The following is a 23,945-nucleotide window of genomic DNA, read 5'->3' as shown; positions in this document are numbered from 1 at the left end:
TGAATTATTATGCCAATTGTTATTACACCCCCATCACTACAAAATCTTAAAGTTGGAGAAGCGGATGCAGTCTTTTCCAGAATCGGACGAGACTTTAAAACCAACGCTTTTGTTGGCGGATATGTTTTCCCTCCCGTCCGTAAAAATAAACTCAAGGGTTACGTAATCGATTATCCTCTTGAGTTGGGGCAAACTTTATTCAATACAGAAAGAAGTCCGGGCGCTCCATTTGCCACGATTCCAAGGGGCAGACAGACGGAAGAATATACCCTAAAACTGCACGGTTTGAGGTCGGATTTACCCGTTGAGGAAGCTATAGAAACAGGCGAATCGGTGTCCGATGATATTAATGGATTGATATATGGATTGATGTTTGGTGAGGAATATCGCCAAGCATTCATGATACAAAATCCTGCCAATTACTTACCAGCAAACGTTCTCGTACAAGCCGCAGGTGGTTATTTGGGGGGCGATGGTGCTACGAATATCGACCCAGTGCCATTTGTGATGAACTTAAAAGAGCAGATGCTTCGGGATATTGGTGTTGAGCCTAACCTCATGCTGATGGGGTATGGGGTGATGAATGGAATGTTTGACAACCAGTTCATCAAAGATGTTTTGCCAACTGATTCTCTGCGAGTAATCAATGCGGAGAAACTGCAATCGATTTTCGGAATTAAAAAAGTTGCGGTCGGCTCAACCACCATTAAATCAGGGCTTTCAGCTAATTCGCCTTCTGATTTTGTGTGGGGCAATTTTTTGGGATTGTATTACATTCACCCGCCAATTTTGGAGAGAAATTACGATAATATCACCCCATATTCAGCGTCAATAATTAATGAGAAAGTCCTGTCTTACGGGATGAACTTTGTTTATGGTGACGAGGGCGGTACTCACCCAATTGTTACACCAGTAAAAAGGGATGAGGAAACTTACACGGACTACATTCAGTCGATGATGAACTGCATTAGTGTAGTTACTAAAAAACAGTGTGGGATATTGGTAGTTAACCCAGTGAAACCGTAGTATGTACGCAACAGTCGCTCAGTTTGTAAGCAAGGTTGGAGAACAAGACGCGATAGACTTAAGTAACATTGATTCTTGGAAATCTGGGAAGCCCAAGACTGAAATAGTTGATTCTGTAATTGCCGGAGCGATCGCTGCGGTGGGGCCAGAAATAGATGGTTATATCGGGACAAGATATCAATTGCCATTACCCCAACCTTATCCGCCGATAATCGTTCAGTTGGCAATTGACTTAGCAATGTACCGAATGGAAGGCAGGACAAAAATGCGGGAAGAAACTGCTTTGTTGGCGAAGCAAGCGTACAAACAATTAGAGCAAATTGCCAAAGGCACTTACGCTCTCATAACGGCTGATGGGACACTATTACCAACATCGGGCGCTTCCCGAAACCAAAGTTATGGTCGGACGATTGTAGGAGAAATGAAGGAAATAGAGTGGAGTAGTTCGCCTCATGTCAAAGGCAGAAGATATTGATGCGATCGCGGCCGATGCGATCGCGGTGATTGAATCGGCGATGATGTCCGCTATCGAAAAAACCACTGTGGGAACATCAGTGGCAATTTCCCCATTGGGGCCTTCCATGCGCGGCATGATTAGAGCCGACGCAACTATCACGGTTGGCTGTCGCCGAGTAGAATACTCTAACTTAGATGCCGCCAAATCAGGCAGAGGGCTGCAAAACCGCAGAGCTAAAGCAAATTTTACGGCGGTAGTAGAAGCCAAAGACCTCCGCACTCATCTACCTATTTACACTCTCCTCAATCAAGTCAGGGCGGCGCTCAATGGTTTGGGAACCTGTTTGTGCGAAGCCTCTCCCCTTACCATCATCGAGGAAGAATTTTTAGGGCTAACTGAGGGACTTTGGAGTTGGGGGCAAACCTACCAGATGGAGTTTGTTACTGACGAAAAAGGTAACGGAATTATTGACGATTGTGGCGAACGGGAACAGTGTTTTAGAATCGGAAAACTGAGACTGTTTGCGGTGACAAGCTTGAACAATAAACCCGGAGTTTTAGTCTGGTCAAAACAATTGCCTGACGAAATGGAGGGAGAAAGACCATGCTAGGAGACACCGGACTTACTGACAGATACGAATATAAACTCGTCCCCTCTCCCACACTCGACCCCCGCAATGAGGAGCAAATTTTACGGTGGATGTATGGCCGTGTTTACGAAGCGTCGGGAGGTACTCTTAATGATTTTTCTGCCGGTTCCCCGTTAGTTGCTTTTTACGAAGGGTTCGCCCTGGGATTAGCAGAATTAAGAAATGAAACCATCAACCTCATTCCTGAAGCATTTATGATTGCTTGGCTGCAAATGTTAGGCATGAGAATGCGAGAGGGCGCGGCCGCTGAAGTGATGCTGGAATTTAGGTTAGCCCGGACTTTTGACAACCCATACGTGATTGAGCGTGGGTTTGTTGTCACATCTGAGCGGGGCATTCCTTTTGAAATATTGACCGATTTGATTATCCCGACTGGTTTTACTGCACGGTTGGTACGAGCTCAATGCTTACAGGTGGGTGCTGTTGGTAATCTGCCCCCGAACACGATTAAAAATGCTTACCAGCCACTTCCCTTTCTCTTATCAGTTAACAACCCCGAAGCTGCTCAAGGGGGAGTTAATGCAGAGACTTTGGATGAGGCGAAATTACGGGCGCTGGCTAGTTTGCGTCGCCGGGGGCTGATATCGCTTTCTGATTACGAGGAAGAGACGACAGAATATTTAGGAAAAGGGGCAGTTGCGATCGCAATCAAAGGCGCTGTGCGGCTCAATGAAATCATCGTCTATGCCCTTGATGCAACGGGCAACCCCATTAACTTAGTGCAGCAAAATTCAATTCAGAGACATTTACAAGATAAATCGCTTATCAATATTGCTCTGAAAGTTGAGCCAGTGGTGTTAGTAGATGTAATAGTTCGAGTTTATGCTGAAATTTCTAATCTTGAATCTCCTGATAAAATAGCCCGTAATATCTTTAAGAACTTAGCTTCCTATATCAAACCTGACGGTTCGCTACGCAAGGAGGTTAGAATTAAAGAAGTTGAGTTTTACGCTCGAAAAACTGATTCGGTTTTGTCCGTTCTTTCAGCAACAATCGCATTGTCCGAACCCGAAGATGATAACCAACCATCCATAGACTTTGCGCCACGCAATGTAACTCTCGGCGCTCCGTACAAACTTCCGAAACTGATGGAAGTTCAAGCTTTCCTATCAGTCGGGCGGGAGACTTTCAGTTTTTCTGTCACGCCTGAATCATTCCTTTAGGAGGATAGTATTTTGAAACTACAGAATTTATCAACAGAAATTATAAATAAAATTAGAACCTCTCCCTGGGATGGTATTGTCGGGAAACACGAAGGCCCTTTTAATTGGTCAACGGTTTTGGAGGATGAAGAGCCGCCAGAATTCATAGAAATAGAGGGGCGAGCTATTCTTCTTCCCATCCCCTTTTTTCATCACCAAAATATTACCATCCTGCGAATAATTTGGAGTAAAGATGAAAAATCACTAACCCTTTTCCTCAAAGATACAACCTATTTTGATAATAAATTTCAGTCGGGGTTTGTGGCGGTTTGTGATTGGATAGAGGGTGATATTTTTCTAGCAATTTTGTTTCACGAATGGTTTATTTTGGAGAGCAAATGAACGCACGAATACTCGAAAAAAATCTCAATAAAATTAGAGACAGGGCGGCTGGTAAAAAAGGTGGCTGCGTAAATTGTAATGGGGACTGCAAAGGTTGCAAGGAGAAGCACAAGTATGGCAACTAGAATCAAAGCAGATAAAATCAGAGATTCAGGTCGAGGGCTGATAAACGGCATCGTGCGTGTCACCTTAGATGCTGTGATTGCTGATGGATTTGAAGCCCACACAACGGAACCTCGCGAGTTTGCTCTAGCGGAGGGGAACAGCGAGTTTGAGCTTGAAGAAACTGAAACCGCCAATGTCACCTACCTGTTTGAGATTTTCAAAACCTGGCCAGTAACGCGCTATTTCCTGACTAATGTGGCAGAGGAAGGGCGTGAGTGGCTAGGCGCAGCGGTGAAGGGTGACGACGGACGATGGTGGACAGATTCAGCACGAAACCCTCAAGAATTAAGGCGGGTTGATTCATTCGACCGGAAAAAACTGGTGGAATTTCGAGCGATTGTGCCACGCATTCGAGAAGGTGCGGTGCTGCCTTTTGGTGAGTTGTTCCCCGTAGGCATTACTTCTGGGAACCAGTTAGAGGTGAGTCTTTACCGATTGCGACAAGAGAACGCTATGAGGGGCGATGCTCCCCTTATCTTGCAAGCCTCTGACGTTCAAGTTGGCAGAAATACCCAGCTTAACTCTCGTAACGTTCAGGCCGCGCTAGAAGAAATCGGACGGGAGTTTTTGAAGAGCGATCGCAACTTGGCGGATATTGAGGATAAAAAAGTAGCGCGGCGTAATTTGGGCTTGGGCTCAATTGCTACCCGCCGTGCCGATGCTTATGCTTTAGTTGAGCACGGACACGGCGGGAGTCAGGTTAGTTTCGATTTTCTCCCCCCCGGTATTGGTGAGGCTAGCATCGGCAATATCCCTTCCGGTGTTCTTGAAGGTGAACCCAGTTGGATAGTGGTTCGAGGCTCCAACGGCAAAAACTACGCCGTTCCTTGCTGGCAAGTGATGAATGAAATCAACCCAAGTGGAGAGCCTGACCCTTGGATACCTTCGAGTCCTTGAACGAAAAATGCTAACTAAATACGTCCAAACTGCCATGAAGTCGGCTAAGTATGAAATTTTCCCTGATGGGACTTTCTATGGAGAGATTCCTGTCTGCGAGGGAGTCTATGCAAATGCTGTAACTCTCGAAGTTGCCCGTGAAGAATTGCAAGAGGTATTAGAAGACTGGATTTTAGTTAGTCTCACCCTGAATCTTCCTTTACCAGTTATTGATAACATCGACCTTACAATTACCAAAGAAGTTGCCTAATGTCTGTAAACTGGAGAGAACATATCGTTAGTACCCCCGATGTACTGCGAGGTAAACCAAGAATCAAGGGAACTAGAATTCCCGTTAGTCTCATTTTAGGTTATTTAGCATCAAATAATACTGTCGAACAAATTATGAACGAGTTTCCCGATTTAGTCAAAGAACAGATAGATGCTTGTCTGGATTATGCCCGTGATTTGTCAGATTTTGAAACAGTTGTTTAAGCAAATAACGATAACTGAATATCCCCGCAATTAGGGGAAAACCATATCCGCTCCTTCAAGCGAGAAAGATTGTTTGAACTGCGAAAACCGCCACTAGACTTCCAAGGTATTTCTATCCAATCTTTCGGGAAATCGTAATCCCCATTCAATCCGCAAACAGCAATTTTGAGGTTCGGAAATGAACTGCGTTCAATCGCCCATTCAAATACTTCTTGAGATACTCCCACACTCACTTCGCCATAGACTTTCTCTGTTCCTTTGTAGGGAGGGTCTAAGAAAATTCCTATATCTTTTGATGTACCGATAACTGCCGGTGACAGAACTCTTTGCCAGTCCCCGCAACAAACTCTAACTTTTTTAATTCTGTTGGACAGACGATTTAAATAATCAACTATATCTCGACTTGATTCGTTCTTGAAAATGCCTTTGTTCGTAGAAATAGAGGGCATCTGGCGCTTGGAGATTTTAGCACTGCACCAACCATCACCTAACCAAAGCGCTTGCCCCCACACCCACCAGCCAGCTATTTTGATATCAAAATAATGGGGATTACTAATAATGTTCTCTCTCAGAGCCTCTACTTGAGAAGCAATCCAGCCGTGCCTAGCCAACAAATCAGCTTCATTAATCGGACTGTTTGCCCATTGGGCTACGCCATCACAGTCCGACTGCAACGCCCTCCAAAAATTAGCTATTAGGCAATTTTTATCGTTGACAGTTTCGATTATTTGTGAGTGGGAGTGGGGGCGACCTAACAGAACTCCAAGGGAGCCAGCGAAAGGCTCAATATAATGAGAAACATCACCAAAGTAACGCCAAATTGTGCTAGAAATTGGGTATTTGCCGCCAAAATAAGGAAAGGGAGGGGTTGGAGTAATCATGACACAAGCCGATACAATAGACCCATTTTATCCTTGGGGAAAGCCGGAGGAAATAGTTTGTTCACCAATCTATTCCAGGCTCCCAACTTATGCGGAAAAATATCGTGGTTTTGACAGATTGTCGGAAGCGCTAGAGACGAAAGAACCGACGTGCGTTGTGACGCGACCTGTCGATGAAATCCTGTGCGATTATAAGGAATTACTATTAAATTTCCCTCGCGATTATCTATTATGTGAAACAGCAAAACCCGAAGCTTTGGACTGGATAGCTGTTAATTTGTTGGGATTTACGGGGCCATACTGGGATGTGAATTGGGAGTCAGAAATTAAGCGAACGCTGATTTGCAATGCCCTTAAAGGTGTGAAAATTTGGGAGAATCGTGGCACTGTCAAAATACTGGATTGGATTCTCAAGGCCTTTAAAATCAAGACTTGTCCCACGCCACCGGGTGAGGGAATGTACACGCCTAGATTTTTCTATCCAGACGGGGGACAGTCAGAGTTAGACCCTGCGGCTACGTTCCCCCCTGAAACAGCCAACGAACCAGACAACCCCGCTCACTACATTCGGCTGGAATATGAGGTTGAGCGCAATGGGGCGGCGTGGGAGTTAGTTGAGCGCCTGGTTCACCTTTACGCCTCGGCTTACAACAACGTCCGTATCTGTTACTGCTACTTCTACGCCGGGAAATCCCTACCCGATGACCCCGTGTTTTCGTGGGCTTACGATCGCTCCCGCCACATCTTTGAAAAGTTCGTCAGCGATCGCGGCGACGGTGATGGCTTTTGGGCTGACCCGTTTAACTGGTGGGCTGACCTCTTTCGCCTCATCATTCAAAGTCCTGACGGATTCAATCTCCCCGACGTGAAAGTGATACCAGGATGCGTACCTGATTCCGGTCAAGAAGGCATCCCCTACGATGTCGTAATCGAACCTTACATCCCCTTTTGGGTTTGCTTGCCAGTGACTTATTCAGGTTCAGATGATTGGACTCATTTTTTGCGGGTTCAGTTATGGGAATTGGTGGATTTGTACGCAGTCCCTTTAGCACTTCGGTATGGTGGAGAGCGTTCACCTTATAATCCTGACACAGTTATTTTTGACGACATTAATTTTAAGATTGACCCTCGCGCTGTAGTTGTTCACGAAACTTTTTATTCCCATTTAAGCGCTCCTAATCAACCTTTTTTCGTCTGTGGGAAAAGTTACAAACAACTCTTTCCCTAACCGTCTATTCAGCGTTTGTTAAACAACTTTTTGCCTATGTTAAGATAATCTCAACAAACGTTAATGCTCCAAAATGAAACGCCACCGCTCCAAATGTAGAGATACCGAAAAAAATAATCACATGATTACCTTGACTGACGAGGCCTGGGGAATCCTAAGAAGAGTCGCAGAATCTGCCAGTTTATCTATCAGTGAATTTATAGAACAGTGGGCAAGAAATCAGTTAGCAATTAAAGCTAATACTAGAACCCAAGCCTTTTCTATTATAGCCAAACAGATAGAACATGGAAATCAAGAAACAGTTGTTATCAACGAAACTATAACCAAAGATGACGGTGAAAAAATAGTAGTTACATCAAAGACTAGGGAAGTCAAAAAAATCAAGCCTCCTAGTGATTCTCTATTGAAATTCATTATTGGCTCAGAGCCGATAGATAGACAAATAAATTGGCTATTGAACGAAGAAATTATTGACGACAAGCAGGCAGAAAGATTGTCTATAATGATTGAGGAATTCCGAAGGGCAACAATAGCTATCGTTAAAGGGGAGAGTTAAGAGTTAAAAGGTTTCGTTTACATTTGTTGTCGCTCATTTTAAAATCATTATATGTATCAATACGCTTACTATGACAAGCTTAATTCCTTCTGATTTTAAATGGTGTGGGAGCGTAGAAAGTTTTTTGAGTCGAGTTTTGCTCAGGCATAGTTTGACCGACTACGCCTTGAGCACGTTTCCGTACAAGAACTTTCTAATCTTGATATTTGAGGTGCTTGTGCCAACAAAATGTTTAAAAGAAGGTCTGTACGCAGAGATATCCGTCGCATCTCCTTACGAAAGCAGGAAAACATTTATTCCTTCAGGGATGTATTACAAAAAAGGCACGAATTACGCAGAAGTTGTGGAGAGTTTAAAGCGCGAAATTGACAAATCCACTGAGATTACGTGGCGCTATCAGCAACCATCAATACAAATTTACTAAATGAGGTTTTATGGATTATTTCGTTTCTAAGACGGGCAGCGACTCAAATAATGGCGGGTTGAACTCACCTTTTAAAACTATCAATAAAGGGTTAAATAAGGTCGGTTCTGGTGATAAATTGATTATACGAGGGGGAACTTACCGAGGTAATGCGGGGTGGTTTCCTGGTAATGCAACAGCATCCAAGCCTATTTCTATTGAGGCATATCAAGGGGAGAAAGTTGTCCTTTCAGCATTGTCAGAATTAACAGGATGGGAGCCTTACGATTTAACGAATGGAAAAGCGATTTACCGTGCCCCAATGCCATTCACAATGTGTGGGGAATCAGCGATCGCAGGCGAAGACTTTCTGATTTGCAATGGGAAAGTATTGAATGAAGCGCAATGGCCACCAGCAAACATCGACGAGTATCCTCAGTCTGGCGATGGGTGGGCGGCAGTCGATAGCGGTCGATGGATTTCCGATGCTAGCGTGCAGCACTCACCAGTAACGGGGCAAATTGAGGATGCGGACTTATTGAATTGGACTCCTGGCTCCTTAGTGGGAAGTCGGATTACGATTTTAGCGGGGGCGCGGTGGACTCTGCTCTCAGGAACGGTGATAGATAACGCAGGGAAAACACTTACTTTCACGGCCAAGTCGCCAGGAGATGAGTCTTTCTATCAGCCAGATAGTCGTAGCCTATATTTTCTATTTGGCAAGCAGGAATTTCTAGCCTATCCTGGGAGTTGGTGGCGTGACCCCGTATCAAAATATGTTTATGTTTGGCTACCCAATGGTGAGAGTCCTAATAATGCAATTATCGATGCGAAGAAAGACGATAAACTTTTCGATTTTTGGTCGAGAGATAACTATCATTTCAAGGGTGTAGATTTTGTAGGGGCAACAGTTCATACCCCCAATGTATCGGGGTTTAGTTTTAGAGATTGCAGTTTCAAACACTACACCCATCGGCTATATTTTGATACTACTTGGAGTTGGTTTAAACCCGCGATCGCTGTGAGCGGGAACAACTTTCATATTGAGAATTGTGATTTTTTTGATTCTATTGGGCCTGCAATATCAGCCAACAATCAAAGCAATCTGACCGTCGAAAATTGTGTAGTAATTAACTGCATGAGCGTCAACTTTGCTGGACGCAATTCGAGGTTTATTCAAAATACAGTATTGAATTGTCCTGGCCCATGCTTGAGACTTTATCAAGATTGCTCCGGTTCTCAGGTGAAGAATAACGATTTGGGTCATTCGGGCCAAATGTACACCGATGAGGGGGTGCTGCTAATCTCAAAAGGGTGTATCGGTGGCCATTCTTCAGTTTCTCACAATTTCATCCATGATGGAATGGCTTCTGCGGATGGGGCAAAAGAGTTTTACGGTAGTTCTGGAATTTATTTTGATTCAGAAACATCCGGGATTGTGTTTGACCATAATATTGTATGTAAAACAACTAGCTCTAGCGTTTCATTAGTGGCAAACAATGGAATAGAAAATATGCTTTTCTATTCCAATACTTTCGATAGTGAATCAGGAATTTACTGGGTTCCTGAATCGTGGGGAGGGAAATTACCTGGTTGTAAATTCATCAATAACTACGCCCAGAAACGAGCCGCCAACACTCAATTCCATCCCGATATTGAATTCTCTCGAAATGCTTTTAAAGAAGCTCCTAGCGACGGTTTGCCTCCAAATAACTTGCTAGCAACCGAACCAAAATTTAACTCGGATTATTCATTGAAGCCCGATTCACCCCTAAAAAATGCGGGGGTTGCGATCGCAGGTATCACATCTACTAATCCACCAGATATCGGAGCTTGGGAGGGCGGTTTCCCAATTGTTGGGGCCCTGTTAAGGCAAAAAGATTTGCCGCAAATTAAAGCGACTGGTACTGTTGTTGGTAGCACCGCAAAAATCGCGCTCTCTAACTTACCAACGGGACGTAAACCGGGAGACAATTTCTCCATTCGCATTAGTACAGGTATAGCGTCGAGCGATTTAAACAATGTACCTGTACCCTTTAATTCAACTCTCTTGTCCGAGATTTTTGCTTCTATTGGCACTGATGAATGGGTGAAAATTGGGGTGATAACAGTGCCAACAACAGTACCAGCCCGAACTAGAACAGCAGTTCCTTGGTCAAGTCGCCCAACTACTGGCAAATACCAAATAGCAGTTTACATCTATCAGGTGGCTGTCGGCAAATATCAAATGGCAGTTAGTTTGGTTTAACCAGCATGAGTTTAGGCAACTTAGAAACTATTGCAAGTTGCCATTAAACTCATGCACCAAATAGAATCTGTTGGATTTTTAAAGGAATTTGCTAATGTTAAAACAAATGTGCTGGCTATCCCGTATGGGAAGCGAAAACCAGGAAAAAATCTTACACTTGCGGACAGCGCCTAATCAACCTTGGCGGCCCTATACAGCTTTTGGGCAATTCGCTGTGCCGGATTACCTCGAACCTGGGGGTTCTAAAGGATGGGCAACATTTCAGAAATTAAAAGCTCAAGGCTGGGATTTAATAGCTAGTAGCGAGTGATTAATCCAGAAAGTCGTCATCGCCCCATACTTCTGCACCTTGAGAGCCCTCCCCATATCCAGTCTTCAGCGTCTTGAAGAATAGTTTCTGAAGCAATTTCTAACCAGTGTTCTAAAGCTTTTTCTATTTGTTCCAGTGAGTAAAGCTTTCCATTTTCCTCAAGAATTTTTTGCAGTTGCTTTGCCTTTGTTGCAATCATTTTTCCTCCTTTCAATGCTCCTAGTGGGTCTAGTGGGACTGAGCTGAGATTATTAAACCAATCGCTCTCGCGTTGTGTCGGATGCGCGACCCCCGTTCAATTAGGCTGTTGTGTTTTCTTCATTCAATAGTAAAGCTGCCTTTAAAATTGCAAATTGCTCCTCTGTTAGCAAACAGAAATCTGAGTCCGTAGTAGAAAGTACCAAGACTTGACCGTGAAGTGTTAGCCCCGCCTTAGTCTTACAAGTGGGTGAAAATCCTTTGAGTAGAAATTCGTCATCACAAAGCAACACTATTGTTGGGTCTGTGAATTGATTGTAAACCGCCTCAATATAAGCTGATTCACCTTGAATGCCAACTAACTGCTGCATTTCCTTAAGAGTTAGCATTTGTTCAGACTTTTTAGCTTCGATACCATTGGAATTGATAAGAGCATAGAGCATGATTTAATTAAGCGGCGGAGCGACCCGCCAATTACGCGACTAACTGTTTACTTGCCGATTCGATTACTAATTACCAATTACCCAACCTTCGCTGGCTCAGCGGCCCAAGCGTCCGGTAACAAGTCGCTGTGTGGGTACTTCCCATTCTCGACGGGAGCCGCCTCAGTCTCGGTCAAATTTTCGGGAACGTCAAGGCTTGAAACATCAACAACATCTGGATGAAAGAAGCCAACTACTGTAGTGCTTTCCGCTGACTCCTCATCCTCGTCAACGGTGGTAGCGGTAGTTTCAATCGGTTCTGAGGTACTGGATACATCTTAGAAAACAGCCCATTAGCTAATCCGTTTACAATTGGAAAGGATGGCGACCGAGACCAAGTAATTGAACTTTATCGCCAGTGGCTTTGGTCGCAAATTCAATCTTGGCAATCAACAGGTAAATCGAATCCCACTGTAGAAACTTTGCTGATGATTTGCGATCGCACCAAGACAAGTGAGGTGATATTAACTTGTTGGTGTCATCCGTTGCCGTGTCATGGTGACATAATTATCCGCTGTGTTGAATGGTTGGTTAGTGGCGGTTTGACAGTGGCTTGACAGGCCCAAACAATTATTATTGACACTCCCCGGTCTAAAGACACGGGGATTCTGCTCTGACAAATTTTGGGGGATGAATCCCGCCAAAGTTTGATTCTTAAAGGGTTAGTCAATGACCCACTACTCACTCGCTCTATTGTAGAGTCTGTGACTACTTGTTTTACTTACGGTTTGCGACTGTCGGGTTTTTCACCAACCTTCGTTCGTTGCCCTAAAATAACAAGCCTAAATCAGTTTGTCAAGACGAGTGGGCAGGATAAATTCGCGCTAGCCCTTTCATCCCTGGAGTAAAGTCACAGGGTTTTCAGGGTATTTTCTTATAAAAAACGGCCGCCGCCGATAGCCCCGCATTATGGGGCTTTTTTGTGTCTCAATCAGGGGGGAAAGATTAGTTATTGTTATAAGTCGCCCTGCTTTGTAATACTTAGATTCGTCTGGTATCGGGCCAAAGCAAATACGTAGAGAATATCCGCCAAGGATAAAATTTCAACTGGTGACTGATTGGTTAATGATTCGGTGACGGGTCAGAATCTATAGTGTGTAAACTCTCTAGCCAAGGTGACTGATAAAACCTCTATTCGCTGTGAAAAATGGAAAGAGGAAGAAGAGGGAAAATTCGTAAACAATCTCTTCCTTGTTAGAAGGATGCTAAAAAGAGAGCAAAAATTCACAGCGGTATAAGGTTTTATCGGTCAACTTCTTGGAACCGCTTACACAGCCTACATCCTGACCCGTCACCGCAGTGGTCAAAAAATGTGTCACCGCACAATTGAGTTCAAAATTGAGAAATTGTCTGGGGAAGAGGCTCAAAAGATAATTAATTAGTTTTACTGATTGTTTTTAGTCTTAAAACCCCCGTAAATATAGCCAGAAACAAGTTATATTGAAAAGGTGGACAGACAGTGATACGGGTTTCGATGCACCCATATCAGTCCAACCGCTCATAAACGTTATGCGTACAGTATCGCGAGACTTGAAATGGTAATTGTCCCATTGAAAGTGCATTACTGATAGCAGCAGCCGCTAATCTCTTACTCTCTACCACTCTTTCTTCTTTCAATGCTTGAATCGCTCTATGGATATCTGTATGACTATTGTCGAGGGCATTAAGAGCATTTTGAACAGTTTGAGGATGCAATTCTTTATTAGACATAGAAAGGGTTTTAATTAATAGTAAAAGGAGGCGGGAAACCTCCTTTTTTTAACTGTGGATTTAGCTTGCATTGAACCCAATTTCTACACCAAAACTATAGTTTAAGAAGCCCAAACTCGCTGAACTTTTTATCTGCATACTCAGTCTTTGAGATAAGTAAATGTGGCTATCTCAATACTTCAGAAGCTAATTTAATCAAGAAATTGTTATCTGGTAGCAAATGTTCAAATGCGTAGCAATGTTTTTTTTCAATGGACTTTACAACACCGTTACGGAATGTCACAACCGCTAGATATTTGTCAAAATCCGCATGAAATAATCGTTCAAACTCTTCGCTATTATTTGGAACACCAGATACTTTGTCGTCAATTATCACTACTAACTTTATGCTACTCATTACTCAACTCCTTTGGCTTTTGATTGTCTATGTTCTGGTTACAATTGAGATTAGATTAAAACTTCGGATGCGATCGCATACAGAGCCTCTAACATCCCATCCGCTTCTATTTGTTCGAGCGGTTTGCGTCCACTATTCCGACACCGGGCTTTCACATCAAATTTGTACCGATAGTACAGTTCTAAGTAGAGCTTGCTCCAAATCGCTTGATAGGCGATTTTAGTTCGTTGGGCGTTGTTGCGGACAATCATGTTTATCCGCCCCCTTGTTGGGATTCCGGCGGCCGGTTCGTTAGATAGAGGGAGAGAAGCCAACTCTTCTTCTGCTTGCTCTTTTTCTGCAACCAATTGAGCTAAAATTTGTCCTTGCTGTTTGATTTGCCGTTCTTGCTCTACCATTTGTTGCGCGATCGCTGCCAACAGTTCCATCTGAGTTGATGGGGCTGGAGAACTGCTCGGTACTGAGTAACCACCCGTTTTGCGGATGGCTGGTAACACCTCCGACGTTACCCACTTTTTGAACTGTTTAGCTTGCTGCTTAGTTGACCCAAAAATGCAGCCGTATAAACCGGACTCGTTAATAAGAGAAACCCTGAAAGTGTTGATACCAAAGGTTTCGACCATTTTGGTCGATTCCAATTTTTGAGGATTTATGGTTTGCTTATCCTCATCATCAACCAACTGAAGCATCCGCGCTGGCTCTGTGTACCCTAAAATAGCCGCGACATCCTTGACCACAAACCAAGGTTCATTATCAATCTCTACGATACGGACTTCTTGACTCTCGAACTGAAAAACTGTTAAACTGTTCATCATGTTACCTAATAAGGTTTACTTTGCCCCTGTCGTTTGTGCGTTCAGGGGCAATAATTTTTTTGTGACCGACTTCATTGCACTATTTTTCTGCAAATATTAATCGGTTAACTTATTATAATCGATGACAATATTTATCGCAACTAATTTCTCTTTGATTTAGACAGTTTTCTATCCAAAAAAAGGGGGACTGATTTGAAAGTCCCCCTCCTACAAATCTAGGCGAACATTTCCGCCGCCATCGCATACAATTCTCGTATCATTCCCATTCCTTCTGCTACTTCTAATTTGGACTGTTTCTTATTCTGGCATTGGTCGATACAAACGTGATATCGGCGAGAAAACTCCCGATACAACTTTTGCCATAGCTGCATTTGTCCTATTCCTGTTCGGGCTGAATAATCATTGATTAATTGCCGGATTACTTGACGGGCATCTAAAGAGGGAAGTGCGGATATTGTTGATACGTTGACTGTCACAGAAGGTGTGGTAGAAGGCGTAGAGGATTTTTCTTCTAATAGTTTCTCCACTCGTTTCATCATTTCTGCAAACCCTTCTGTTTGTCCCCATTGATGGCTGATTTTTTCTGACAAACTCTCTACTTTTAGTTGCAATCCTCCGATTTCTTGCACTGTCTGACTTTCTACTTCAATCGTTGCTTTCTCTAATCCCTCCATTCTTTGCAACAGCTTTTCTACGGTTGACTCCCTCAAATTCTCTACTGTTTCCCACAACGAGTCTAAGGTGATTTGTAGGGTTTGGATTCGACTGAAACTGTCTGCTATCTGTATCCCCAATTGTTGATTAGTTGGCTGATTGGGAACTAGCTTTGAGTTCCATTCTTTCACCCATTTCTCGACAATAGGGCCGATTTCTTCGCTTGTCCAAAAAGCGAAATTAACTACTAAGTTGGGATGTAACCAGACGTTTCCATTGGTGATTTGATACAAGGCTATGGGGGGAAGGAAAAGGGGAGCGCTGATTTGTTCCATCAATTCTTGAGTTGCTTTGTTTTTCAGCCAGTTCTGCACTTCTCGCCGTTTTCCTGGAAGCTGCTGATAAGCGTAAGAAAGGGCTGTTGCATTTATGTACCCATCGGCAATCCGCTGCTCTACAACGAAACCGTTGAGCTTTCGTGCGATGAATTGGGGGGCAGGGGAAGTGCAATTTTTGGGGGCGGGGGTGTTGGTTGGCAACTCAACGCGACCTGTGGTTAGCAGTTCATCAATCCAAATATCTACCTGAACAGCAAACTCGTCACTACACCATTGGGCAAAGCGGATAGATACTTTTGGATGCCCCCAAGTGCCAGTTTCCGAAGGGGTGGCTCCTCCTTTCTTGACTTCAACTAAAGCCTGAAAGCCTTGTTCTTGCGCCATCACGGGATAACCCGTTTTGCTAGAAAGAGTGTTTAGATAAGATTTCGTCTTATCCAAACGAAGGAAATCGTTAACGTTTTTGCTCGACGCTTGTGCCATGTCAGTCAAGGAGACATAGCGATCGCTGCGAATGCGAATTGTCCGACCGTTCCAAGATTTGATAATATTGTTCATGTTACTTGCCTGGTTAAATTGGGTGAAAGTGACCACGCTCCCGGTGCGATAACACGCGGGGGCATTTTAATTTGAACTTTGGGAATTTCTTCCCTCTTGCTTTGTGACTGTGGAGCGCAGAGCAGTTGAACTAAGCGGGTGCTAGAATTTGCTCCTCTCTGGTTGCCGCTGTGATTTTAGGTGCTGGGATGAGGGCGGTTTTAATGGGGGCATATTTGCAGTAACAGATAACCAGTACGTCAAACCTGCTTTGGTTCGCGTTCGCTGGATACTCTTCAACCGCAGTTACTTCCCAATCACCGGCTCGGTAGTGAGTATCGGCATCAGGAAACTGTGGGTCGCTGAATCCCTCGATGCTATGAAACTCAAGTGGTCTGTCTCCCAGTTGAGGCAGAGGGCTGTCGGATGAATCGTAGTGCTCGCACAAAATGTCAGTGATAGCTTGGGTGTGGGCAAGCATTCTACTTTCCCATCCTGACGCTGACATGGATTCGGCTTTGAAAATAATGTATTTCCGCATGGTTTTGTCACTCCTGGTATTTGGGAAATTCGGTTTTGCCTTGAAAAACGCAGATAGCCGCAATTTTTCAATCAACCGTTTGGGGTAAGCCAGCGCGAAAAATCTGTTCTGCCGTTAGTTGCAATTCAGGAAATGCAGCCGATTCAATCCGGTCATCGCCTCTAAACTGTGTGACCTGATACTCCCCGTCTACGAGTTGGTAAACGGAGAGAGTGGGTTGTTTGGGATTGCCAATAAATCGTCTGCCGCCTAAGCCGAGATAGTCTACAATCCAATATTCAGGAATGCCCATCTCTTCATAATCAGCAATTTTAGCCAAGTAATCATCACGCCAATTCGTGCTGACTACTTCAATTACTAAAGGAATTGAATCACCTTGAGTAATAGTTGAAGTTTTTTTCCAAAGCGCTTCAGACGCTAAGTTAGGGCGATTTAAGAGCAGAATATCTGGCAAGTATCCTGATTCTCTAGCGGGTGCTCTGACTAACGCTTGCTTGGGTATGAAATAAGGAAGTTTAAGTTTTTCGTACTCTACAACCAGTTTTGTTACTAAAAAGCCAGTAATTTCTTCGTGGTCTCCTAATGGTTGTGCCATTTCAACAATTACTCCGTTGTGTAGTTCGTAGCGATGTTCTGAATTTTCTGGATACCAAGCAACGAACTCATCAAACGTGACTGTTTTGGCTATGGTTTGAATCATGGTGTTTCATGCAGCTAGACATCAACTAGACTTCCTGATTTGGTTGATAAGGCTCAATGCCGTTGTCCCTCAGAAGTCGCTCAAAGTAATCGCGTTCCCGGCGAATTTCATCTTCAGTGGCGTAAGCGTTGCCCAAAATTTCGAGGTCGCGCTCAAGCCGTTGTACTCGTTGAGTGAGTAGGGCATTACGCTCTTCTTCCGTGCGGGTAACGCCAAAGGCGCTATCAAAGCGGCGTTCTAAGGTTTCGGTTGCTAACCCTGTAACTAGGAAGAATGCTTGCTTGTTCCCTCGAAATGATTCCCAGTGCCAGTAGAGAATAACGATTTCAAGAGGTACTCCTGTAATCCGAGTCTGACCCTGACCTCCTTCCTCCCCAATATCTACCAAAAACTTTTCGACAGTGTATGTGTTAGTCGCTAGGGCTGCAACAGTATCTTCTGGTAAAAAATCGAAAGTGCTTCCCGCCTCTATCAGTAAGCCTTTCAGGGCTTTTGAACGCAAAAAATCGAAAGTGCTTCTAGCTGGTTTTCCCACACATTCCGCCGCCTGAGTAAGCGACATCCTATAGCCACCATCGGGTAACTGAAACCCATCGACGGTTAGGGAGCCTATTTGTACTGTGGCCCTGACAGCTCTGACTGATTCGGTCATGTTTTGCTACTCCTGTACTACTAACGGCAAGGATGGCAGTGTTGGTAGGTTGATTCAGGCAGAATCGTGTTCACGCTGAATGTCCCCCTCTTCCTGTTGAACACCCATTTCTATTGGCTTGAACTGAGTTGGTGCTTTAGCTTCTGTAATGGCCTGGTTGCTGCCGGAAAGTGCCGTTTTTAACTTGTCTTCAGGTGGCTCCCATTGCAGTAGTTCACCTGGCTCACAATCTAGTGCGGTGACGAAGCGCTCGGCCGCATCTAAGGTTAACGATTTGGCTTTTCGCTGCTCTATTTTTTGAATGAATTGGGGGCTGTAGCCGGTAAGCCGAGCCAAATCATTCTGAGACAAACCCTTCTTTTCTCTGAGCTTTCTGATTGAAATAATCACAGGCATAATGTTTAAACTAACACCACTATTATAGGGTGTACTACGCTTGGTTGTCAACTAAAGGATGTACATCCAATAGATTAAGACTGCTTATACACAACTAATAGTAGTATCACAAACACTCATAGCCCTCAACCCTTTTCGCTCTTGACACCTACTGACAGATGTACTACTATTAGTACATAAGCAAAAAGGAAAGCGCCCAAATCACTGAGAGCTGGCGGCCTCAGTAACCAAAGACCCGCCAGGAGTGCAATCCCAAAGCTTAAACCCTCTAACCAGCCGATGCCGCCCTGAGAAAGCACCTCGGCTAACCCAATCAAAAAGCGGTTCACACCCCTGTCTGGAAAACTAAGTGTGAACCGCCCCTCCCCTCAACAATTGCTACTGAACTGATAGGAGATTGCTCAAATGATACCTGAATTTGAAACCTAAGAGTTCAAATAGCGTTGTTGTTAGGAATCTAGCAGTCAAGAATAGGGGGTCAACACTTCAAAGCCCCCACTTAATCACTTCAAACAGGAAATAGAAATGGAAACCGAATTAGAAATTGTAAACTGCGCCACTTGTCCTTTTGCCAGACATTTAGATGGAAATCGTTACATTTGTACTGACTCTGCCACTGCCAATGACGTAGTGAGAGGACATTGGGAAGTAGGGACGGATTGTTACGAGAAAATCGAAGCCATGACCTTGAGTGCTAACGCAGTGATAGAAGAGATTGACTCTTTAAAAGAAGAGCAGATGAAGGTACTTGAGGAGTTAGACAAGCTGTTTGCAGCGATTGAGTTCGAGAAGAATCGCCATCGCGCTTGGTTAGAACCGAACAATCCTGACAACTGGCTGTTAGCAGAAATTGAGGAATACAAAGCCAATTTATCGAATCCTGAGTGGCTTCGAGATTGGTACTTAAATCCAGACAATTTTCTGTACGAAGGAGATGAATTAGTGGGGTGTGAAGACCCGGAACCATTAGAGTCTAAATACCCTTTTTTACGGGCGGACTACGACTCTAATTTTGACGAACTGTAAGCAAAGATTACGCCGGGAATATTCCCGGCACAACACCTAATTTGGAGAACGGATATGGAAGTTAGAGAAGACAGAGACTTGTTTGATGCTTACCTGTTAACCCTGCAAATTGAGGAGCTTACCGATAGACTTATTGAGTTGAAAAAGCACCTTAAAGATTGTAAGACAAAGTTGAGTCGTAGACTGTATGAACAGATAGAGAAAGCCTATAACAATCCAGTGATTGTCGGCAAAACACTAGAGGGAAGGTTGTTTATGGCTCGGTTGGATGACGGCAAGTTAATTCTTGAGAGTTTTGATTTGTGTCCTCAGTACGAGGAGGAAGTATGAAGAAAGTACATAGTGCAAGAGAGGCATTTCAATTCCTGATTGAGAATCCTCATATCACTAAAGTCCCCTCAAAGGGCGGTCATTTTCGATGGGGTGATGCTCATTCAATTGTTCTGTTTCCAGATGGAATCGGAAGTTCAGGCTATGAGGATGAGATTGTATTGGTGGAGATTCGGGGCCGCCGCTCACAATTTCAGCATTGGGGATTTCGGTTCAATCGAGAACTGTTCCCCATGATTAAACCCACCTGGTTTACCAACCGAGTAATGCTGCCCTAAACAGCGCTCCCAAAGTTCCACCTGTCACCGCAAAACCATGAAATTAAATACCGCTGACAAACTGCTTGCTATCAGCTATATCGGTTTGTATCTGCATCATCAAGAAACAAAACCAGGCTGTTCTTTACTCAACTTCGTAGAAAGTTGTGCGGATAATTTCTCTGAAGAGAATTGGGATTGTTTTGATTCTTTGAACGGGCAGTCCCGTCACCAATTACTGAATTTTTGTTCGCAGGTTTTATCTGAAATAAGTTGAGAAAACTCTGTGCAAATCCTTGACATTTTGAAGTAGATTCGCTACCATAAGAATATAAAGGTTGCACAGAGAAAGAACACACAACCTATCAGAATTTTGACAAATGAAGACTACCAGTATCGTAAGTGCTGGAGACATTAAGAGAGTAAAGAAGTATCAAGCTCTTACTGTTATTCCAGCAGGGAAATATTACCTGGTTTACAGCCCTTTATCCTCTTCAGACCAGAAAGTACACCGCGTTTGTGAAAGCGGGTGCGACTGCAAAGACTTTTACTACAGAAATATCGTCGCCCGTAATCCGTCCCATCAATGTATTCATCAGGAGAAAGTATGGGAGTACCAAGAAATCGAAGCGAAAGCGAAGCAAGAAATCGAACCCAAAATCAAGCAGCGACCCAACTATTTTTAATAATTACTTTGCTGCAATTGATTGTAGTCTATGTAATTGCAATTGATTTGATTTGTTGGTTTGCTCTTAATTCCGATTGATTTACATCGCGCTTAGTTCCCGCAGAAGCCTAAAAAGGGCGGGGGAAAACTCAAATCTGAACAGAAAACGGAACAGGAATTTATGATTATCACAAACGACGGATTCCCGGTAAACATTCCTACCAGAGTATCGCGATATCGTGCTAATTGCTCTAAAGATTGGGGTGTATTCATAGCAGGTGATACGGGAGGCATGAACGTCGCCAAGGCAGAGAAAGCAGGCTTAACTCGCGGCTCTTTTGTCGAGATGGCGCTGTGTTGGACAGAGACAAAAATTTTGACATTCAAACCGCACTATTTCAATGAAGAATTCCTAGAAATCTGGGGTATTCCAGTCGCCGGAGGGATGAAAGATGCCTTCCACGAAAAAGCCTCAGAACTATCAACCTTTTTGATGCACCGACAATCGAAGGATAGCTTTAAGGGCTTACTAGAGGATATCAGCCGGGATGCTTTTAATGCTTGGGTTTCGGCCGGAATGGAGGGCGACCCAAACGATTTCGAGTTAGCCAAAATCAGCGAGATTTATTTCAGCAAAATCTTTCGATTCGAGATGGTTTCCGCCGAAAGCGATTACGGCCCCTATCATTTTCTCGAAACAACCTATCGCGACCCGGTAAACGATTTAGAATTTGCAGCATTAAAGTCTGCAAAACAGATTTACGATGCTCAGATGGCGGGTGCCGGTTCCTGTACTGATAATCGTTTGGTACAAAATCAGCAGGAATGTATGAAGGCACTAAATCCTAGTAGCGCCCCGCAGGTTGATTCTTCAGCAATGACAAGAGCTAAAACGAAAGTTTGATAACAATTAGCCGGGATTTTTATATCCCGGCTACCAAGAAATTGAGAGAGGAAAATAAAGTGAAAACATCAATCTATCAAGACAGAATTGTAGATTGGGCTAAGAATAATAATGGACGGCATTGTTGCGTTAATGCCGTCGCCGGCTCAGGCAAAAGTACGACTTTGTTGTTGGTAGCTAAAGCATTGCAATCTATTGGCTACAGGCCTAGCAATATCAAAATCATCGTATTTGGTAAAGCTAATTCGATTGATTTGATTAAGAAGTTTGGCAGAGAATGGGAGTCGAGTATCAACACTCTACACAGCGTCGGATGGCAGCTAATCAAATCAGCCATCAGAATTAACGACCCCCGTAATGCAATCAAGTCAAACAAATACAAACTACTTGCACAGGATATAGGCCTGATAAGCAAGGGTGGAATGATGGGGGATTTAAGGCGTGAAGGAGCTATTGGTAAAGAGGATGAGTTTGTTAAGCTTCTTGATTTATGTCGCCTGACAAATCAAGAGCCAATAGCTGAAGTCATAGAAGACTTGTGCGACCATTTTGAGCTATCAGATATTCGGGGGTATTCAGTAGTAGCTAGTGCAGTTGCTCAAGTATTAAGAAAAGGTGAAAGTCTGGCAAAGTCCGGTCAAAGTTTCGATTTCACCGACCAAATTTGGTTGCCGGTGAAATGGCAAATTCCAGTCAGACCATATTCTTTAGTGCTGGTGGATGAGGCTCAAGATTTGAATGCAGCGCAACTAGAATTAGCATTAATGTTAGCTGGAGATAGAGGCCGCATTCTGGCAGTTGGGGACAAAAATCAAGCCATCATGGGTTTTGCGGGAGCTGATGACCGCTCTTTTGAGAAGATTGTAGAGCGCTTAAAGCCGATTGAATTGCCATTATCAATCTGCTATCGTTGCCCTAAATCTCATATTCAATTAGTAAAATCGTTGTTTCCAAATATAGCAATTGAAGCGTCTGAGAATGCGATTGATGGCAAAATTGAATCAATTTTTACCAACGAATTGAAGCAGAAATTGAGAACGGGAGATATGGTGATTTCTCGGAAAACCGCACCCTTAGTTTCACTTTGTATCAAACTAATTAGTCAAGGAATTGCGGCGACGGTAAAAGGCAAAGCGATAGGAGCACAGTTGAAAGGCGACTTACAAGAAATCGCCAAAATGCCAGGATTCAAGAGTTATTACCATTTTAATCTGGCTCTGCAACAGTACAAAAATGCTAAAGAGTTGCTGTGGAAAGGGAAAGATAATGAGGAACAGCTTTTAGAGAATCTGACTGATAAATTAGATGCCCTCCAGTGTATCTATAGTTATCAGCCATCCCTGAGAAGTATTTCTCAGTTGGAAGATTACATTGATAGCCTATTCTCGGATGGCGATTCACCGATTATTTTAAGCACTTGCCATCGGGCAAAAGGCTTAGAAGCCGAGAGAGTTTTCATCATCAAGCCAGAGGATATGCCGATGGTTTGGAGGAATCAACAAAACTGGCAGTATCAGCAGGAAGAAAACCTGTTATACGTTGCCTTAACTCGCTCTAAATCGGAGCTTTACATCGTTGGTTCTCCTGATTGGCTTGAAGAAGAATCGCAGCAATCCGATGAGGTTGAGGATTCTTGGATTCAGCCTAGCTTACTGGATTTAATTCATGCCCCTGCACTAAGTTCAAATTCCCGATTTGATGATTTATGAATTAGCGTGTCGGCGGTTCGCTACCGCTACTAAAACCAATGAAAGCGATAACTTTATGGCAACCTTGGGCATCATTAATTGCCCTTGGACTGAAGCGATACGAAACTCGTTGCTGGGCCACTAATTACAGAGGAAAGCTGTTAATTCATGCAGCCAAGCGACCAATTGATAGGGAAGGTCTTACTATTTGGGGGGATGCCCATATATTAGGAAACCGAGGGATTCCCGACCCCTGTACTAAACTGCCTCTGGGGGCGATTGTTGCGATCGCAGACTTAGTGGATTGCTTGGAAGTAATTGGGGATTTATCTAAACCTCCAATCATAGCAGTAAACAAGCATCTTCAGTCAAATGTAGAGCTTTTATGTGGGGATTGGCAAGTCGGCAGATTCGCCTGGAAACTCGAAAATATTAGGCAATTAGCCCCAATTCCTGCTAAGGGGTATCAGAGATTTTGGATTCCCGACGACGAAGTTATTGGCAATGTCAATCAGCAGTTGAAATAGAATTTATGAAGGAAAATCAAAATGATAAAGATTGTTTGGAAACCATGAGCAACGAAGACGAAGATAAAGCAGCGGTAGAGCCATTGTCAGCGGAACAACTCGCTGACTTCATGGAAGGACTGGCTTTCTGGCTTTGGAGCGACTTGCCAGAGGCAGAAAAGCGGCTCTTTCGTACCTACTATGCTAAAATATTAGGAAAATGCCAGCTAATCAAAGCTCTAATTTCAAAATTGTTAAAGTTTCTAAATCCAAATCCACAACGCTTTAACAATTTTAATTTGTTATTAA

The 23,945-nt window shown here is 43.7% G+C and carries 33 protein-coding genes; 22 read left to right on the top strand and 11 right to left on the bottom strand.

Annotation, left to right across the window (positions count from 1 at the left end; all coding sequences use genetic code 11):
* Positions 1-9: 9 nt before the first annotated feature.
* The 8 genes from PY364_RS08660 (at position 10) to PY364_RS08625 (ending at position 5,212) form a co-directional block, all read left to right on the top strand.
* The gene (locus PY364_RS08660; RefSeq protein WP_275521840.1) at positions 10-1,026 is read left to right on the top strand and encodes a hypothetical protein; all 1,017 of its coding nucleotides are present in this window, start codon (positions 10-12) and stop codon (positions 1,024-1,026) included.
* A gap of 1 nt (position 1,027) precedes the next feature.
* Positions 1,028-1,501, top strand: coding sequence for a phage protein Gp36 family protein (locus PY364_RS08655; protein ID WP_275521839.1), 474 nt, complete (start codon positions 1,028-1,030; stop codon positions 1,499-1,501).
* Positions 1,479-2,093, top strand: a complete 615-nt coding sequence (locus tag PY364_RS08650) for a hypothetical protein (protein ID WP_275521838.1) — start codon at positions 1,479-1,481, stop codon at positions 2,091-2,093. The genes PY364_RS08655 and PY364_RS08650 overlap by 23 nt, the downstream gene beginning before the upstream one ends.
* Entirely contained in the window at positions 2,087-3,295 is a 1,209-nt protein-coding gene (locus PY364_RS08645; RefSeq protein WP_275521837.1) for a baseplate J/gp47 family protein, read from the top strand. The genes PY364_RS08650 and PY364_RS08645 overlap by 7 nt, the downstream gene beginning before the upstream one ends.
* Before the next feature lie 12 nt (positions 3,296-3,307).
* Positions 3,308-3,676: a hypothetical protein gene (locus PY364_RS08640; RefSeq protein ID WP_275521836.1), complete on the top strand. Its 369-nt coding sequence runs from the start codon at positions 3,308-3,310 to the stop codon at positions 3,674-3,676.
* A 114-nt stretch (positions 3,677-3,790) separates the two neighbouring features.
* Positions 3,791-4,738, top strand: coding sequence for a hypothetical protein (locus PY364_RS08635; protein WP_275521835.1), 948 nt, complete (start codon positions 3,791-3,793; stop codon positions 4,736-4,738).
* Positions 4,739-4,745: 7 nt separating this feature from the next.
* Complete coding sequence (locus PY364_RS08630; RefSeq protein ID WP_275521834.1) at positions 4,746-4,988, top strand: type II toxin-antitoxin system HicB family antitoxin; 243 nt, start codon at positions 4,746-4,748, stop codon at positions 4,986-4,988.
* Positions 4,988-5,212, top strand: a complete 225-nt coding sequence (locus PY364_RS08625) for a DUF433 domain-containing protein (RefSeq protein WP_275521833.1) — start codon at positions 4,988-4,990, stop codon at positions 5,210-5,212. Before PY364_RS08630 ends, PY364_RS08625 begins: the two co-directional genes overlap by 1 nt.
* Here the strand turns inward: PY364_RS08625 and PY364_RS08620 are convergent.
* A complete protein-coding gene (locus tag PY364_RS08620; RefSeq protein ID WP_275521832.1) occupies positions 5,209-6,093 on the bottom strand; it encodes a DNA adenine methylase in 885 nt (294 codons plus the stop codon). The genes PY364_RS08625 and PY364_RS08620 overlap by 4 nt on opposite strands.
* On the opposite strand from PY364_RS08620, the gene PY364_RS08615 reads away from it, so the two are divergent.
* The 5 genes from PY364_RS08615 to PY364_RS08595 all read left to right on the top strand — a co-directional run bounded on the left by PY364_RS08615 (position 6,092) and on the right by PY364_RS08595 (position 10,838).
* Positions 6,092-7,321, top strand: coding sequence for a hypothetical protein (locus PY364_RS08615; RefSeq protein ID WP_275521831.1), 1,230 nt, complete (start codon positions 6,092-6,094; stop codon positions 7,319-7,321). The two genes, PY364_RS08620 and PY364_RS08615, sit on opposite strands and share 2 nt — an antisense overlap.
* A 73-nt stretch (positions 7,322-7,394) precedes the next feature.
* Entirely contained in the window at positions 7,395-7,877 is a 483-nt protein-coding gene (locus tag PY364_RS08610) for a hypothetical protein (protein ID WP_275521830.1), read from the top strand.
* A gap of 70 nt (positions 7,878-7,947) precedes the next feature.
* Entirely contained in the window at positions 7,948-8,301 is a 354-nt protein-coding gene (locus PY364_RS08605) for a hypothetical protein (protein ID WP_275521829.1), read from the top strand.
* A 10-nt stretch (positions 8,302-8,311) separates the two neighbouring features.
* The gene (locus PY364_RS08600; protein ID WP_275521828.1) at positions 8,312-10,528 is read left to right on the top strand and encodes a right-handed parallel beta-helix repeat-containing protein; all 2,217 of its coding nucleotides are present in this window, start codon (positions 8,312-8,314) and stop codon (positions 10,526-10,528) included.
* Positions 10,529-10,622: 94 nt separating this feature from the next.
* Positions 10,623-10,838: a hypothetical protein gene (locus PY364_RS08595; protein WP_275521827.1), complete on the top strand. Its 216-nt coding sequence runs from the start codon at positions 10,623-10,625 to the stop codon at positions 10,836-10,838.
* Between the two features lie 16 nt (positions 10,839-10,854).
* On the opposite strand, the gene PY364_RS08590 is transcribed toward PY364_RS08595, so the two are convergent.
* From PY364_RS08590 to PY364_RS08545, 10 genes are all read right to left on the bottom strand, one after another.
* Entirely contained in the window at positions 10,855-11,037 is a 183-nt protein-coding gene (locus PY364_RS08590; protein ID WP_275521826.1) for a hypothetical protein, read from the bottom strand.
* A gap of 100 nt (positions 11,038-11,137) precedes the next feature.
* On the bottom strand, positions 11,138-11,479 hold the full coding sequence (locus tag PY364_RS08585; protein WP_275521825.1) for a DUF3846 domain-containing protein: 342 nt from the start codon (positions 11,477-11,479) through the stop codon (positions 11,138-11,140).
* 1,524 nt (positions 11,480-13,003) lie between these two features.
* Complete coding sequence (locus PY364_RS08580) at positions 13,004-13,228, bottom strand: hypothetical protein (RefSeq protein ID WP_275521824.1); 225 nt, start codon at positions 13,226-13,228, stop codon at positions 13,004-13,006.
* A gap of 166 nt (positions 13,229-13,394) precedes the next feature.
* Entirely contained in the window at positions 13,395-13,625 is a 231-nt protein-coding gene (locus PY364_RS08575; RefSeq protein ID WP_275521823.1) for a hypothetical protein, read from the bottom strand.
* 50 nt (positions 13,626-13,675) lie between these two features.
* On the bottom strand, positions 13,676-14,440 hold the full coding sequence (locus PY364_RS08570; RefSeq protein WP_275521822.1) for a BRO family protein: 765 nt from the start codon (positions 14,438-14,440) through the stop codon (positions 13,676-13,678).
* A gap of 215 nt (positions 14,441-14,655) precedes the next feature.
* Complete coding sequence (locus tag PY364_RS08565; protein WP_275521821.1) at positions 14,656-15,990, bottom strand: KilA-N domain-containing protein; 1,335 nt, start codon at positions 15,988-15,990, stop codon at positions 14,656-14,658.
* A 130-nt stretch (positions 15,991-16,120) separates the two neighbouring features.
* A complete protein-coding gene (locus PY364_RS08560; protein WP_275521820.1) occupies positions 16,121-16,510 on the bottom strand; it encodes a hypothetical protein in 390 nt (129 codons plus the stop codon).
* A 67-nt stretch (positions 16,511-16,577) separates the two neighbouring features.
* Positions 16,578-17,210: a Uma2 family endonuclease gene (locus PY364_RS08555; RefSeq protein ID WP_275521819.1), complete on the bottom strand. Its 633-nt coding sequence runs from the start codon at positions 17,208-17,210 to the stop codon at positions 16,578-16,580.
* A gap of 25 nt (positions 17,211-17,235) precedes the next feature.
* Complete coding sequence (locus PY364_RS08550; protein WP_275521818.1) at positions 17,236-17,862, bottom strand: hypothetical protein; 627 nt, start codon at positions 17,860-17,862, stop codon at positions 17,236-17,238.
* Between the two features lie 54 nt (positions 17,863-17,916).
* Positions 17,917-18,258 carry a helix-turn-helix transcriptional regulator gene (locus tag PY364_RS08545; RefSeq protein WP_275521817.1) on the bottom strand — a complete coding sequence of 114 codons (342 nt, stop codon included), beginning with the start codon at positions 18,256-18,258 and terminating at the stop codon, positions 17,917-17,919.
* Between the two features lie 525 nt (positions 18,259-18,783).
* On the opposite strand from PY364_RS08545, the gene PY364_RS08540 reads away from it, so the two are divergent.
* The 9 genes from PY364_RS08540 to PY364_RS28820 all read left to right on the top strand — a co-directional run.
* Positions 18,784-19,284: a hypothetical protein gene (locus PY364_RS08540; protein ID WP_275521816.1), complete on the top strand. Its 501-nt coding sequence runs from the start codon at positions 18,784-18,786 to the stop codon at positions 19,282-19,284.
* Positions 19,285-19,338: 54 nt separating this feature from the next.
* Entirely contained in the window at positions 19,339-19,614 is a 276-nt protein-coding gene (locus tag PY364_RS08535; protein WP_275521815.1) for a hypothetical protein, read from the top strand.
* Positions 19,611-19,892: a hypothetical protein gene (locus PY364_RS08530; protein ID WP_275521814.1), complete on the top strand. Its 282-nt coding sequence runs from the start codon at positions 19,611-19,613 to the stop codon at positions 19,890-19,892. Before PY364_RS08535 ends, PY364_RS08530 begins: the two co-directional genes overlap by 4 nt.
* Positions 19,893-19,929: 37 nt before the next feature.
* Complete coding sequence (locus PY364_RS08525; RefSeq protein ID WP_275521813.1) at positions 19,930-20,148, top strand: hypothetical protein; 219 nt, start codon at positions 19,930-19,932, stop codon at positions 20,146-20,148.
* Between the two features lie 103 nt (positions 20,149-20,251).
* Complete coding sequence (locus PY364_RS08520) at positions 20,252-20,557, top strand: hypothetical protein (protein WP_275521812.1); 306 nt, start codon at positions 20,252-20,254, stop codon at positions 20,555-20,557.
* A gap of 162 nt (positions 20,558-20,719) precedes the next feature.
* Positions 20,720-21,442 carry a hypothetical protein gene (locus tag PY364_RS08515; RefSeq protein WP_275521811.1) on the top strand — a complete coding sequence of 241 codons (723 nt, stop codon included), beginning with the start codon at positions 20,720-20,722 and terminating at the stop codon, positions 21,440-21,442.
* Between the two features lie 59 nt (positions 21,443-21,501).
* Positions 21,502-23,151, top strand: a complete 1,650-nt coding sequence (locus PY364_RS08510; RefSeq protein WP_275521810.1) for an ATP-dependent helicase — start codon at positions 21,502-21,504, stop codon at positions 23,149-23,151.
* Positions 23,152-23,189: 38 nt separating this feature from the next.
* Positions 23,190-23,657, top strand: coding sequence for an ASCH domain-containing protein (locus tag PY364_RS08505; RefSeq protein WP_275521809.1), 468 nt, complete (start codon positions 23,190-23,192; stop codon positions 23,655-23,657).
* Positions 23,658-23,662: 5 nt separating this feature from the next.
* A partial coding sequence (locus PY364_RS28820; RefSeq protein ID WP_343277565.1) for a hypothetical protein occupies positions 23,663-23,945 on the top strand: 283 nt, incomplete at its 3' end.

It is taken from the genome of Kamptonema sp. UHCC 0994, assembly GCF_029167235.1.
Taxonomy (GTDB): Bacteria; Cyanobacteriota; Cyanobacteriia; order Cyanobacteriales; family Microcoleaceae; genus Kamptonema.
This window is presented reverse-complemented; position numbering and strand designations above follow the sequence as displayed.

What these genes read in the sequence shown, in the direction of transcription:
- PY364_RS08660 (WP_275521840.1), top strand. Translation starts at nt 10, where the DNA reads ATGCCAATTGTTATTACACCCCCATCACTACAAAATCTTAAAGTTGGA.
- PY364_RS08655 (WP_275521839.1), top strand. Translation starts at nt 1,028, where the DNA reads ATGTACGCAACAGTCGCTCAGTTTGTAAGCAAGGTTGGAGAACAAGAC.
- PY364_RS08650 (WP_275521838.1), top strand. Translation starts at nt 1,479, where the DNA reads ATGTCAAAGGCAGAAGATATTGATGCGATCGCGGCCGATGCGATCGCG.
- PY364_RS08645 (WP_275521837.1), top strand. Translation starts at nt 2,087, where the DNA reads ATGCTAGGAGACACCGGACTTACTGACAGATACGAATATAAACTCGTC.
- PY364_RS08635 (WP_275521835.1), top strand. Translation starts at nt 3,791, where the DNA reads ATGGCAACTAGAATCAAAGCAGATAAAATCAGAGATTCAGGTCGAGGG.
- PY364_RS08630 (WP_275521834.1), top strand. Translation starts at nt 4,746, where the DNA reads ATGCTAACTAAATACGTCCAAACTGCCATGAAGTCGGCTAAGTATGAA.
- PY364_RS08625 (WP_275521833.1), top strand. Translation starts at nt 4,988, where the DNA reads ATGTCTGTAAACTGGAGAGAACATATCGTTAGTACCCCCGATGTACTG.
- PY364_RS08615 (WP_275521831.1), top strand. Translation starts at nt 6,092, where the DNA reads ATGACACAAGCCGATACAATAGACCCATTTTATCCTTGGGGAAAGCCG.
- PY364_RS08620 (WP_275521832.1), bottom strand. Translation starts at nt 6,093, where the DNA reads ATGATTACTCCAACCCCTCCCTTTCCTTATTTTGGCGGCAAATACCCA.
- PY364_RS08610 (WP_275521830.1), top strand. Translation starts at nt 7,395, where the DNA reads ATGAAACGCCACCGCTCCAAATGTAGAGATACCGAAAAAAATAATCAC.
- PY364_RS08605 (WP_275521829.1), top strand. Translation starts at nt 7,948, where the DNA reads ATGACAAGCTTAATTCCTTCTGATTTTAAATGGTGTGGGAGCGTAGAA.
- PY364_RS08600 (WP_275521828.1), top strand. Translation starts at nt 8,312, where the DNA reads ATGGATTATTTCGTTTCTAAGACGGGCAGCGACTCAAATAATGGCGGG.
- PY364_RS08595 (WP_275521827.1), top strand. Translation starts at nt 10,623, where the DNA reads ATGTTAAAACAAATGTGCTGGCTATCCCGTATGGGAAGCGAAAACCAG.
- PY364_RS08590 (WP_275521826.1), bottom strand. Translation starts at nt 11,037, where the DNA reads ATGATTGCAACAAAGGCAAAGCAACTGCAAAAAATTCTTGAGGAAAAT.
- PY364_RS08585 (WP_275521825.1), bottom strand. Translation starts at nt 11,479, where the DNA reads ATGCTCTATGCTCTTATCAATTCCAATGGTATCGAAGCTAAAAAGTCT.
- PY364_RS08580 (WP_275521824.1), bottom strand. Translation starts at nt 13,228, where the DNA reads ATGTCTAATAAAGAATTGCATCCTCAAACTGTTCAAAATGCTCTTAAT.
- PY364_RS08575 (WP_275521823.1), bottom strand. Translation starts at nt 13,625, where the DNA reads ATGAGTAGCATAAAGTTAGTAGTGATAATTGACGACAAAGTATCTGGT.
- PY364_RS08570 (WP_275521822.1), bottom strand. Translation starts at nt 14,440, where the DNA reads ATGATGAACAGTTTAACAGTTTTTCAGTTCGAGAGTCAAGAAGTCCGT.
- PY364_RS08565 (WP_275521821.1), bottom strand. Translation starts at nt 15,990, where the DNA reads ATGAACAATATTATCAAATCTTGGAACGGTCGGACAATTCGCATTCGC.
- PY364_RS08560 (WP_275521820.1), bottom strand. Translation starts at nt 16,510, where the DNA reads ATGCGGAAATACATTATTTTCAAAGCCGAATCCATGTCAGCGTCAGGA.
- PY364_RS08555 (WP_275521819.1), bottom strand. Translation starts at nt 17,210, where the DNA reads ATGATTCAAACCATAGCCAAAACAGTCACGTTTGATGAGTTCGTTGCT.
- PY364_RS08550 (WP_275521818.1), bottom strand. Translation starts at nt 17,862, where the DNA reads ATGACCGAATCAGTCAGAGCTGTCAGGGCCACAGTACAAATAGGCTCC.
- PY364_RS08545 (WP_275521817.1), bottom strand. Translation starts at nt 18,258, where the DNA reads ATGCCTGTGATTATTTCAATCAGAAAGCTCAGAGAAAAGAAGGGTTTG.
- PY364_RS08540 (WP_275521816.1), top strand. Translation starts at nt 18,784, where the DNA reads ATGGAAACCGAATTAGAAATTGTAAACTGCGCCACTTGTCCTTTTGCC.
- PY364_RS08535 (WP_275521815.1), top strand. Translation starts at nt 19,339, where the DNA reads ATGGAAGTTAGAGAAGACAGAGACTTGTTTGATGCTTACCTGTTAACC.
- PY364_RS08530 (WP_275521814.1), top strand. Translation starts at nt 19,611, where the DNA reads ATGAAGAAAGTACATAGTGCAAGAGAGGCATTTCAATTCCTGATTGAG.
- PY364_RS08525 (WP_275521813.1), top strand. Translation starts at nt 19,930, where the DNA reads ATGAAATTAAATACCGCTGACAAACTGCTTGCTATCAGCTATATCGGT.
- PY364_RS08520 (WP_275521812.1), top strand. Translation starts at nt 20,252, where the DNA reads ATGAAGACTACCAGTATCGTAAGTGCTGGAGACATTAAGAGAGTAAAG.
- PY364_RS08515 (WP_275521811.1), top strand. Translation starts at nt 20,720, where the DNA reads ATGATTATCACAAACGACGGATTCCCGGTAAACATTCCTACCAGAGTA.
- PY364_RS08505 (WP_275521809.1), top strand. Translation starts at nt 23,190, where the DNA reads ATGAAAGCGATAACTTTATGGCAACCTTGGGCATCATTAATTGCCCTT.